The sequence below is a fragment of the Bradyrhizobium sp. LB13.1 genome (assembly GCF_054056815.1).
The window spans coordinates 3790050-3801954 of sequence record NZ_JBSRYQ010000001.1; the positions used below are offsets into that span (position 1 = coordinate 3790050).

Sequence of the window (11905 nt, forward strand, 5' to 3'; positions counted from 1 at the left end):
GAGCTGACACGAGATACCGATATGCGCCGCACGCCACGCTTGATCGCAGCCGCCGTCCTGATCGCCTTCACGGGCGTCCTGGGCGGTTGCTCCAGCTTCGATCCGAGCGACATGCTCGACTTCCTCGATACCAAGAAGAAGCTGCCGGGCGACCGCAAGCCGGTGTTCCCGGAAGGTGTGCCGGGCCTCGAGCAGGGCGTGCCGAAAGACATGTACAAGGGCGCCCAGCAACAGCCCGATCCGAACGCGCCTGCCGTTGCGGCCTTGCCTGTGGAGCCTCAGCCCGAGCCGGCCAAGCCGGCGAAGGGAGCCAAGGCGAAAAAGACCAGGCAGCCGGCCGCCGCAGCAGTCGCGCCGGCTGAGGCGCCCGCCGGCGAAGTCGATGGCGAGGCCCAGCCGGAGGCGGCGCCCGCGGCCGCTCCGCCGCCCAGGCAGAAGATCGTGCGCAAGCGCACCACCGCTCCGCCGCCCGATCAACCCGTCCAGCAGGCGCAACCGACCCAGACCACCCAGCAGCAATCGCAGGGCGCCTTCCCGGCGCCGATGCCGAGCGGCAGCTTCTCGCGCTAATTGCTTCATTTCATTGACAGGCGCAGCCCCGGCAGCGCACGAATGACCGATGTCCTATACAATTGCCATTATCGGCCGACCCAATGTCGGCAAGTCGACGCTGTTCAACCGCCTGGTCGGGCAGAAGCTCGCGCTCGTCGATGACCTGCCGGGCGTCACCCGCGACCGCCGCGAGGGGGAGGCCAGGCTCGGCGACCTCGAGTTCACCATCATCGATACCGCAGGGCTCGACGAGGGCGCCAAGGGCTCGCTGACCGCGCGCATGCAGGAGCAGACGGAGGCAGCGATCGCACAGGCCGACGCGCTGTTCTTCGTGATCGATGCCCGTATCGGCCTCACGCCCAACGATCGCGCCTTCGCCGATTTCGCCCGCAAGGCCAACAAGCCGGTGCTGCTCGTCGCCAACAAGAGCGAGGGCAAGCATGGCGACGTCGGCGCGATGGAGTCCTTCGCGCTCGGCCTCGGCGATCCGATCCAGGTCTCGGCCGAGCACGGCGAGGGCATGGGTGAGCTCTACGACGCTCTGCGCCCGCTGATGCCGGAGCCGGTGGAGGACGATGAGCTCGAAGACGACGAGCCGCTGACCGAGGAAGAGGCCGCCACGCGTCCGATCCGGGTCGCCATCGTCGGCCGGCCCAACGCCGGCAAGTCGACGATGATCAATCATCTGCTCGGCGAGGAGCGCCTGCTGACGAGCGCGGAGGCCGGCACCACGCGCGATTCCATCGCGGTCGAGATCAACTGGAAGGGCCGCGATTTTCGCGTGTTCGACACCGCGGGTCTGCGCCGGCGCTCGCGCATCGAGGAGAAGCTCGAAAAGCTCTCGGTCGCCGACGCACTGCGCGCGGTGCGCTTTGCCGAAGTCGTCGTGATGATGATGGATGCGCAGAACCGCTTCGAGGAGCAGGATCTTCGCATCGCCGACCTGATCGAGCGCGAGGGCCGCGCCGTCGTGCTCGCCGTCAACAAATGGGACCTGATGGAGAGCAAGGGCGGCGGCGCGATCTCCGGCCTGCGCCGGGATGCCGACCATTTGCTGCCGCAGGTCAGGGGCGTGCCGATCGTCGCCGTCTCCGGTCTGATGGGCGAGGGCATTGACCGCCTGATGCAAGCGATCCAGGACGCCTACGCGCTCTGGAACAAACGCGTGTCGACATCATCGCTGAACCGCTGGTTCGAAGAGGCAGTCCAGGCGAATCCGCCGCCCGCCGTATCCGGCCGCAGGCTGAAGCTGAATTACATCACGCAGACCAAGGCCCGCCCGCCGAGCTTCGTGCTGTTCTGCTCGCGCGCGGACGCGGTGCCTCAGTCGTATATGCGCTACCTCACCAATTCGATGCGTGAGGCCTTCGAGTTGCCGGGCACGCCGGTGCGCATCACCTTGCGCGAAAAGGCCAATCCCTTCGCCCACAAGCGCAAGCGGCCGTCGTGAGCAACGATGCCGGCGAGGCGATGGCGCAGAGCGCTGCGCCGGTCCGGCGCGGTGCGGTCGCCTTCATCTTCGTCACCATCCTGCTCGATATGCTCGCGCTCGGCGTGATCATGCCGATCCTGCCAAAGCTGATCGAGAGCTTCGTCGACAACGACACGGCGCACGCGGCCCGCATCTTCGGCCTGTTCGGCACTGCCTGGGCGCTGATGCAGTTCGTGTTCTCGCCGGTGCTCGGCGCGCTGTCGGATCGCTTCGGGCGGCGGCCGGTGGTGCTGCTGTCGAATTTCGGGCTCGCGGCCGACTATGTGCTGATGGCGCTGGCGCCGTCGCTGGTCTGGCTGTTCGTCGGTCGCGTCATTTCCGGCATCACCTCGGCCAGTATCTCGACCGCCTTTGCCTATATTGCCGACATCACGCCGCCGGAGCGGCGCGCGGCGGTCTTCGGCAGGATTGGCGCTGCCTTCGGCGCCGGTTTCGTGCTGGGCCCGGCGCTGGGCGGTCTGCTCGGCGACATCGATCCGCGCCTGCCGTTCTGGGCCTCGGCAGCCCTGAGCCTTGCCAATGCACTCTATGGGCTGTTCGTGCTGCCGGAATCGCTGGCGCCGGAGAAGCGCTCGCCGTTCCACTGGACGAGCGCCAATCTGGTCGGCGCGCTGCGCCTGCTGCGTTCCAACGCGGTGCTCGCTGCGTTGTCCGTCGTTAACTTCATCGCGCAGGTCGCGCATGTCGTGCTGCCCTCGACCTTTGTGCTCTATGCCACCTACCGCTACGGCTGGGATTCGAAAACCGTGGGACTGACGCTGGCGATGGTCGGCGTCTGCGCCATGGTGGTGCAGGGGCTTGCGATCGGGCCGATCGTGCGCGTGCTCGGCGAGCGGAACGCGTTGATGATGGGCCTGTGCTGTGGCGCGGTCGGCTTCGTGATCTTCGGCGCGGCGCCGACCGGGCCGCTGTTCTGGCTCGGTATTCCCGTGATGTCGCTGTGGGGAATTTCGGGTGCCGCCATGCAGTCGCTGATGACGCGGCTCGTCGCGCCCCATCAGCAGGGCCAGTTGCAGGGTGCGACTGCAAGCGTGCAGAGCGTGTCGCAGCTCGTTGGCCCGTTCCTGTTTACGCTGACGTTTTCATATTTCATCGGCGCCAGCGCGCCGTGGCAGCTGCCCGGCGCGCCGTTCCTGCTCGCGGCGGCGCTGATGGTGGTGTGCGTGGCGATCGCGGTGCGGGCGCTGGCAGCGACGAAGACGGTCTCGTAGGGTGGGCAAAAGCGCTCTTGTGCCGTTCCCACCATCCTTCCTCGATCTCGAAAGAAACGGTGGGCACGCTCCGCTTTGCCCACCCTACGGCAGCTTTTCCGGAGCCAATAACGTAAATGCCCGGGACATCCAGCGCGAAGACGCGCTTCGCGCTTTTGCCCGGGCATGGCGTCGTTGAGAATTTGCGTGACCGCTACGCGGTTACTTCTTCACCAGCGGGCACTCGCTGTCCTTGAGCGGCTTGGCCGCGTCTTCCGCCGAGATCGTGGCGATCTGCTTATAATAGTCCCACGGCCCCTTCGACTCCTCGGGCTTCTTCACCTCGAACAGATAGGCGGGGATGAGGCGGCGGCCGTCGGCGCGCAGCGGGCCCTTGCCGAACAGCGGGTCGTCGGTCGGAAGCTCCTTCATCTTGGCGACAACCTTGGCGCCGTCATGCGGATTGCCGCCGAGCGCGTCCATTGCCTTGAGATAGTGCAGCACCATCGCGTAGTTGCCGGCCTGAGTCATCGACGGCATCGCGTTCTTGCTGGACAGTGCGGCGAAGCGCTTCGACCAGGCACGGGTCTGGTCGTTCATGTCCCAGTAAAAGGACTCTGTGAAGGTTAGGCCCTGCGCAGTCTTGAGTCCCAGCGAATGCACGTCGTTGATGAACAGCAGCAGTGCCGCGAGCTTCTGACCGCCGGCGACGATGCCGAATTCGGCCGCTTGCTTGATCGCGTTCGTGGTGTCGCCGCCGGCGTTGGCGAGGCCCACCACCTTGGCTTTGGACGATTGCGCCTGCAGCAGGAATGACGAGAAGTCCGAGCTGTTGATCGGATGCTTGACGCTGCCGAGCACCTTGCCGCCATTCGCGGTCACGACAGCCGTGGTGTCGCGTTCCAGCGCGTGACCAAAGGCATAATCGGCGGTAAGAAAGAACCAGGTGTCGCCGCCTGCCTTGGTCAGCGCCTTGCCGGTGCCGTTGGCGAGCATGTAGGTGTCGTAAGTATAGGAGATCGTGTTCGGCGTGCAGGCCTTGCCGGTCAGGTCGGCTGAAGCGGCGCCGGAATTCAGCAGCACTGCGTTCTTTTCCTTGACGAGGTTGCTGACCGCCAGCGCCACGCCGGAGTTCGGTGTATCGGCGATCGCATCGACCTTCTCGTTGTCGATCCACTGCCGGGCGATATTGACGCCGACGTCGGGCTTGTTCTGGTGATCGCCGCTCAGCACGTCGATCTTCCAGCCCTTCTTGAGCAGCCCGGAATCCTCGACCGCCATCTTGATCGCGACCACAGAGTTCGGGCCGCCGATGTCGGCATAGAGACTCGACATGTCGTTCAACACGCCGATCTTTACTGTCTTGTCCTGCGCGTAAGCGGACGTTGCAAAACCGAAGGCGGCACAGGCCAGAAGCGCCGCAGACCGGCGCGTTAACGTCATCGTCATAAAAGGTTTCCTCCATTGTCGAACATGCGGACAGCCCTCTTGAATGGGAGCCTTGTTCCGGCTGATGGCTCTACCGTGTCCCACGGCCGGCGGCAATGCGCCTAAAGCCGGATGGCGCTGCGTCGTAGCGTCATCCGTCGGTTAACTTTTGGAGCAAAATGCGTCGAGACGCTATTTCAGCGCGTCCGACGTCAGCTTGAATTTCTGGATGCGCTTTCCGGTGTCGACCTCGGCGGTATAGACGTTACCCTTGGCGTCGACTGCCATGGCATGCACCCAGTGGAATTGTCCGGCATTGCGGCCGTTGTGCCCAAAGCTGCCGACCACGCTGCCGTCCTCGCGCCTGATGACCCTGATCTCGTTGTTTTCGCCGTCGGCGCTGAGCAGCCAGGTCTGCTTCGGATCGGGCCAGATCGCGATGTCCCACACGGCGCCGTTGCCGAGCGTGTTCTTTTCGAAGAAGAACTCCTTTACGAAGGTGCCGTCCTTCTTGAAGACCTGGATGCGGTTGTTGATGCGGTCGCAGACGTAGACGAGCCCGTCATTGGCGAGCTTCACGCAATGGACGGGGTTGCCGAACTGCTGGGACACTGGCGCCTTGGGATCATACGCCGCCTGCTTGGTGTCATCGGGCTTGTTGCCGTAGGCGCCCCAGTGCCGCTTGTAGGCGAGGGTGGTTGCGTCGAACACGATGACGCGGCGGTTGCCATAGCCATCGGCGACGTAGATTTCGTTCGTAGCCTTGTCGATCGCGGTCTCGGCGGGCTTGCCGAGCTGCGTCGTGTCGTTGCTGCCGAGGCTCGGCGCGATCTTGCCGATCTGGGCGACGAACTTGCCGTCGAGCGTGAACTTCAGGATCGCGTTGTCATTGTCGGCATTGCCGCCGACCCAGACGAAGCCGCGCTCGTCGACCTCGATGCCATGCTCGCGGCCGACCCATTCATAGCCTTCACCGGCACCGCCCCATGATCGTAGCAGGTTGCCGTCGGTGTCGAATTCGAGCACCGGCGGTGCTGAAACGCAGCATTTGGAACGCGGCGGGTTGAGGCTCGCGCCTTTCTCGTCATCGGTGAGCGAGCGCGGGCGATGGATGACCCAGATGTGGCCCTGCCAGTCGACGGTGATGCCGCCGACCTGGCCGAGGATCCAGTTGTTCGGCAGCGGCTTTGGCCAGGAGGCATCGACCGCGAAGGTCGGAACATCGCCTGCTGTGGCTACGCCCGGAAGCGCGAATGCGATGGCCGCGATCAGGATGGCAAAGGCGTGTGAGACATTTGCGAGCGCACGCGTAACGCCTGCGCGATCATGCCGTGGCGCCATGGCGACCTCCCTTTATTGGCTTGCGGCTTGCTGCCGCTTGAGTGCGGGCAGTCAATCGCGGGGAGGCCGTCAAGTCAATCAGGCCGGCGAGCGGAAGCTCATCAGGCTGCGGGACTTATAATCGTAGAACTTGCCGGTCTCGGTCCAGTCCGGCGCGCACATCGGCACGATGAATTCGGCGACCTGCTCGGACGTTTCCAGCGTCGCCGGGTCTTCGCCCGGCATCAGCGTGGCACGCATGCGGGTGCGGACCGGGCCGGGATTGAACAGATTGATGCGCAGCTTCGTATTTGCGGTCTCCTGCGCCCAGGCGCGCGCCAGCGTTTCCAGCGCGGCCTTGGAGGCGGCGTAGGGGCTGACATAGGCGGTGGCCTTGTTGGCCGCGCCCGAGGTGATGAACACCGCGCGGCCGGCGTCGGATTGCTTGAGCAGCGGCTCCATGCAGCGGATCAGCTGGAAGTTTGCGGAGACGTTGACGGCCATCACGTCGTTGAAAGCCTTCAGCTCGATATGACCGACCGGCGAGGACGGGCCGAGCACGCCGGCATTGCCGACGAGGATGTCGAGCTTGCCGTAGCGTTCGTGCAGGCCGGCGCCGAGCCGCGCGATGCCGTCGGAATCGGTGAGGTTGAGCGGCACCAGCGTTGCGCTGCCGCCGTCCTGGCGGATCTCGTCGTCGAGCTCTTCCAGCCCGCCCTGCGTACGCGCCACAGCGACGATATGCGCGCCGGCCTTGGCCAACGCCTTGGCCGTGGCGAAGCCGATGCCGCGCGAGGCGCCGGTGACGAGAGCGATGCGGTTGGCGAGGGGATTTGTCATTGAAAGGTTCTATCCAGCGTCGTCCTGGCGAAAGCCAGGACCCATACGCCGTGACGTTTATCGGCTAGGGAAGATGATTGTCACACCTTCTTCGAACCAGAGAGGCCTGTCGTAATGGGTCCTGGCTTTCGCCAGGACGACGAGCCTAGCTCGCCTCCGCCAGCAGCGACAATTGCCGCGGCTGCTGCTCGGTCTGGGTCTGGTCGGTGAGGTGGGTCGGATACGCCCCGGTGAAGCAGTGATCCGAGAATTTTGGATTGGCGGGGTCGCGGCCGGGCTCGCCCATCGCGCGGTACATGCCGTCGATCGACAGGAAGGCGAGCGAGTCGGCGCCCATGATCTCGCGCATCTCCTCCAGCGAATGCGTCGCGGCGAGCAGGCCGCCGCGGTCCGGCAGGTCAATGCCGTAATAGTCGGGATAGAGGATCGGCGGCGAGGCGAGGCGGAAATGCACTTCCTTGGCGCCCGCGTCGCGCATCATGCGCACGATCTTCTTCGAGGTGGTGCCGCGCACCAGCGAGTCGTCGATCAGGATGATGCGCTTGCCTTCGATCGCGGCGCGGTTGGCCGAATGCTTCATGCGCACGCCGGATTCCCGGATCGCCTGCGTCGGCTGGATGAAGGTGCGGCCGACATAATGGTTGCGGATGATACCGAGCTCGAACGGCACGCCGGAATGCTGGCTGTAGCCGACCGCGGCGGGCACGCCGGAATCCGGCACCGGCACGACGACGTCGACCGGGACGTGGCTCTCGCGCGCGAGCTGCGCGCCAAAGGCCTTGCGCACCTCGTAGACCGAGCGGCCGTGAACGATGGAATCGGGACGGGAGAAGTAGATGTATTCGAAGATGCAGGGACGCGGCGCGATCGGCGGGAACGGCTTGTGAATGTCCTTCCCGTTCTCGTCGAACACGATGACCTCGCCGGGCTCGATGTCGCGGACGAAGCGCGCGCCGATGATGTCGAGTGCGCAGGTCTCCGAGGTCAGGATCGGGCAGCCGTCGAGGTCGCCGAGCACCAGCGGACGGATGCCGCGCGGATCGCGCGCGCCGACCAGCTTCTTGTTGGTCAGCGAGACCAGCGCATAGGCGCCCTCGATCTCGCGCAACGCGTCGACATAGCGCTCGATGAAGCGGCTGCGCCTGGAGCGCGCGACCAGATGCAGGATCACTTCGGTGTCGGTGGTCGACTGCATCATTGCGCCGCTCTTCACCAGCTCGCGGCGCAGTGTCAGGCCGTTGGTGAGGTTACCGTTGTGGGCGACCGCAAGGCCGCCGGCATTCAATTCAGCGAACAGGGGCTGCACGTTGCGCAGGATGGTCGCGCCGGTGGTGGAATAGCGGACATGGCCGACCGCCATGTTGCCGGGCAGGCGGTCGATCACCTCGCGGCGGGAAAAAGTGTCGCCGACGAGGCCGAGGCGGCGTTCGGAATGAAAGCGGCTGCCGTCATAGGAGACGATGCCGGCGGCTTCCTGACCGCGGTGCTGAAGGGCATGGAGGCCGAGCGCCGTGATGGCGGCGGCATCGGGGTGGCCATAGATGCCGAAGACGCCGCATTCCTCGCGCAGCGTATCCCCTTCCAGATCGTCCTGAAGCTCTAGCGCGGCCGGGCCGAGATCAAGTAGGGCGTCCTGGTCAGGATTTCGCATCTCGTCCGAGCCTCTCTTTAGGGCTTAATCAACGCGCCGCGGGTTTCTCGATCAGCTTTTTAAGGCCGTCACGAGCCGGTTTGCTGTATCCGTCGCCACTGCCCGAAGGCTGCTGCTCGGAATCAGTCTGCTCATCATCTGGTTTGTTTTTCTTGAATCTCTTCAAGATGGTGTTCTCGGGGTCGTCAGGCAAGAGGGCCATCAGCCAATCGCCGGTTCCCTGGAGCACAACGCGGGACTTGGCCCCCGTGACCCAGTCCGGGCGCTGCTTGTCCGGCACCAGCCAGGTGAAGAACAGGAAGGCGACCACGACGATCAAAAGCCCGCGAGCCAGCCCGAACAGGAAGCCGAGGGTGCGGTCCAGCGCGCCGATGCGCGAATCGAGGATCATGTCGGAGATCCGGACCGTGATCACGGAGACCACGACCAAGGTGCCAACGAACACGCCGGCGACCACGACCACGCTCGCGACGGTATCGTTGTTGAAATAGGTCTTGGCGGTCGGCAGCAGCTTCGAGAATGAATAAAGGGTGACGATCGCCGCCGTGCCCCACGCCGCGATCGACAGGATTTCGCGCATGAAACCGCGAACCATCGCGAGCAGGCCCGAGATCAGCATCACACCGAGCAGGATCAGGTCGAGGATGGTTACTGGCATCGGCTGGTCTGGTCCGCTCGTACTTCAAAGGTGCTCAGCGAATCGGTGTTTGCCGCCGCCCTAAGTGAGGGCCAGACGACGTTTCCGGCAAGGCCGCAACCACGCAATCCCATGCTGCTTTTGTGACGGCTGTATAGCGGCGGGGACGGGGGACGTCACCTCCGCCTAACCCTCTCCACGGCGGAATCTTGCCGGTGTGGCATTTTTCTCTGCCGGCGCGCTCGAGTCGCCCCGGCGGGAGCCGCGGGCGGCGATTTCGGCGACCAATGTCGTCAGGCTGTTGATCGCGTTCAGCGATAGTCCGGCATCGCCGCTGGCTTCGCCCCGGGCCGATTCGGGCAGCACGGCGCGCTGAAAGCCGAGTTTTGCCGCTTCCTTCAGCCGGGCCGGGGTCTGCGCCACCGGGCGGACCACGCCGGACAGCGAGATCTCGCCGAAATAGACCGCATCGGTGGGTAATTGCGCATTAACCAGAGAGGACACGAGCGCGGCCGCGGCGGCGAGATCGGCCGCCGGCTCGTGGATGCGCAGCCCGCCCGCAACGTTCAGATAGACGTCGTGGCCGGACAGCTTGACCCCGCAATGGGCCTCCAGCACCGCCAGCACCATCGACAGCCGGCTCGGATCCCAGCCGACCACGGCCCGGCGCGGGGTGCCGAGCGAGGTCGGGGCCACCAGCGCCTGCAATTCGACCAGGACGGGCCTGGTGCCCTCGATGCCCGCGAAGACTGCGGTGCCCGGCGTGCCGAGATCGCGCTCGGACAGGAACAGCTCCGAGGGGTTGGTGACCTCGCGCAGGCCGAGCCCGGTCATCTCGAACACGCCGATCTCGTCGGTCGGCCCGAAACGGTTCTTCACGGCGCGCAGGATGCGGAATTGCTGCGAGCCTTCGCCCTCGAACGACAGCACGGCATCGACCATGTGCTCGACCACGCGGGGGCCGGCAATCTGGCCATCCTTGGTGACATGGCCGACCAGAATGATAGCCGCGCCGGTCTTCTTGGCGAACCGAATCAGCGCCTGCGCCGAGGCGCGCACCTGGGTGACCGTGCCGGGCGCGGATTCCACCGTGTCGGTCCACATGGTCTGGATCGAATCGATCACGATGAGCCGCGGCACCGCACCTTCCGACAGCGTCGAGACGATGTCCTCGACCGATGTCTCGGCGGCGAGCTGCACCGGGGCGTCCGATAGCCCGAGCCGCTCCGCGCGCAGCCGCACCTGCGCGACCGCCTCTTCGCCCGAGATGTAGACGATGCGATGCCCGGCGCGTGCCATCAGGCTGGTTGCTTGTGTCAGCAGCGTCGACTTGCCGATGCCGGGATCGCCGCCGACCAGAAGCACCGAGCCGCGGACGAAACCGCCGCCGGTGACGCGGTCGAGCTCCGTCATGCCTGAGGACAGACGCGGGGCATCCTGGGTTTTTCCGGACAGGCTTTCGAGCGCGAACGTCCGGCCCTTGCGCTTGGAGCGGATCGACACCGGTACGCTGCCGGTCGCGTCCTCCTCGGCGAGCGTATTCCACTCGCCGCAGGACTCGCACTTGCCCTGCCAGCGGTTATAGGCCGCGCCGCAGTTCTGACAGACGAAGGAAAGCGTGTTCTTGGCCATGGGGACAGCGAGTCCAAGGGTTGCAGGTTTGCTGATAGCACGGAATGACGGGTCGAGAGAGCAGACCGGCCGAATCCCGAATATCGCAATTCAGCGCGCCTGATACACGCTTTGTTAGCTCTGTGTCGCCGCGCCAAAAGCTCAAGACCTGGCTCGGCGACATCACGACGGATCTTCGGACGGCGGGCGCGATGGCCAATGCCCTGATCGGTGCGGCGCGTGCCGATCGAGCGCGCCGAGCAGGCCAAGGCCATGCGCGAGATGTGCGTGACGCTCGGGCAGGGCTTTCTCTATCGCCGGCCGCAGCCGCTCGCGGCCGTGTTGCTATGGCTCGAGGAACAACTGGCCCAAGAGAGCGAGGATAACCCGTCGATCGCGCCCGAATTTGCCGCCTGGGCGCAGCGCGGCTACGGCTGCGCCGCATTCCACAGCATGGAAAGGCCGGCCCCGATCATGATCGCGTCCATCACCACGCGGAACATTTCGGGCTTCAGATGCAGCACGAAGCGCTTGGCGATGAAGGCACCGGCCATCAACGAAGATCCTGCCACCAGGCCTTTGACGAACACATCGTCGGTGAGCGCGCCGAAACGTTCGAAGGTCACGGACTTTGCGAAATAGAGGCCGAGCGAAGAAGCCGCCTCGGTAGCAAGGAAGGCGCCCCTGGACAAGCCGTAGAACAAAAACAGCGGGACGCTGAGCGGGCCGGTGGAGACGACGATGCCGGTGAGATAGCCGATGAGGGCCCCGCCGATGGCGAGATGCCAGAGATTGGCCTTGAGATCGTGCCGCGCCAGCCAGTGCCGCACCGGCACCATCGCGATCAGAAAGAGGCCGATGGCAAGATCGACGGTGTGCGGGGGCAGCGCCAGCAGCGTCCGCGCGCCGAGCACCGCGGCCGGAATGCCCGTGACCGAATAGGCCGCGCAGGCGCGCCAGTCCACTTCGCGCCACCAGGCCAAAATCCGCGAAAAATTCGCCATCACCGCGGCGACTGCCATGATCGGCACCGCTTCCTTCGGCCCATAGGCATAGACCAGCACCGGCATCAGCATGATCGACGACCCCGTGCCGACGATGCCTGAGATGGTGCCGGCGACGAGACCGACGGTGAGGACGAAGAGGAAGGCCAAGGGAACTGCTCCGGGAATCGGAGCAGTGTA

At 65.2% G+C, this 11905-nt stretch carries 10 protein-coding genes; 3 read left to right on the forward strand and 7 right to left on the reverse strand.

The genetic code is table 11. The features are described 5' to 3' along the window. The first annotated feature begins 21 nt into the window (after positions 1-21). From ACVWYI_RS17820 to ACVWYI_RS17830, 3 genes are read left to right on the forward strand one after another with little or no spacing between them, the layout of a single operon-like run. Positions 22-570 (forward strand): hypothetical protein, encoded by a 549-nt coding sequence (locus ACVWYI_RS17820; RefSeq protein WP_247446962.1) that lies wholly within the window; start codon positions 22-24, stop codon positions 568-570. Between the two features lie 49 nt (positions 571-619). Further along, entirely contained in the window at positions 620-2002 is a 1383-nt protein-coding gene (gene der, locus ACVWYI_RS17825) for a ribosome biogenesis GTPase Der (protein ID WP_247346219.1), read from the forward strand. Then, complete coding sequence (locus ACVWYI_RS17830) at positions 1999-3255, forward strand: TCR/Tet family MFS transporter (RefSeq protein ID WP_456662764.1); 1257 nt, start codon at positions 1999-2001, stop codon at positions 3253-3255. Before der ends, ACVWYI_RS17830 begins: the two co-directional genes overlap by 4 nt. Before the next feature lie 201 nt (positions 3256-3456). On the opposite strand, the gene ACVWYI_RS17835 is transcribed toward ACVWYI_RS17830, so the two are convergent. The 7 genes from ACVWYI_RS17835 to ACVWYI_RS17865 form a co-directional block, all read right to left on the reverse strand. Continuing rightward, complete coding sequence (locus ACVWYI_RS17835; protein ID WP_247446965.1) at positions 3457-4683, reverse strand: ABC transporter substrate-binding protein; 1227 nt, start codon at positions 4681-4683, stop codon at positions 3457-3459. Positions 4684-4854: 171 nt separating this feature from the next. Continuing rightward, entirely contained in the window at positions 4855-6003 is a 1149-nt protein-coding gene (locus tag ACVWYI_RS17840) for a hypothetical protein (protein ID WP_456662765.1), read from the reverse strand. A gap of 78 nt (positions 6004-6081) precedes the next feature. After that, positions 6082-6822 carry an SDR family NAD(P)-dependent oxidoreductase gene (locus ACVWYI_RS17845; RefSeq protein WP_247346230.1) on the reverse strand — a complete coding sequence of 247 codons (741 nt, stop codon included), beginning with the start codon at positions 6820-6822 and terminating at the stop codon, positions 6082-6084. 145 nt (positions 6823-6967) lie between these two features. Then, entirely contained in the window at positions 6968-8473 is a 1506-nt protein-coding gene (gene purF, locus ACVWYI_RS17850) for an amidophosphoribosyltransferase (RefSeq protein ID WP_247346233.1), read from the reverse strand. A 28-nt stretch (positions 8474-8501) separates the two neighbouring features. Next, positions 8502-9131, reverse strand: a complete 630-nt coding sequence (locus tag ACVWYI_RS17855; protein ID WP_247446967.1) for a CvpA family protein — start codon at positions 9129-9131, stop codon at positions 8502-8504. A gap of 165 nt (positions 9132-9296) precedes the next feature. Next, positions 9297-10742, reverse strand: a complete 1446-nt coding sequence (radA, locus tag ACVWYI_RS17860; RefSeq protein ID WP_354046902.1) for a DNA repair protein RadA — start codon at positions 10740-10742, stop codon at positions 9297-9299. A 407-nt stretch (positions 10743-11149) separates the two neighbouring features. Further along, complete coding sequence (locus ACVWYI_RS17865) at positions 11150-11875, reverse strand: sulfite exporter TauE/SafE family protein (RefSeq protein ID WP_456662766.1); 726 nt, start codon at positions 11873-11875, stop codon at positions 11150-11152. Between the last annotated feature and the right edge of the window lie 30 nt (positions 11876-11905).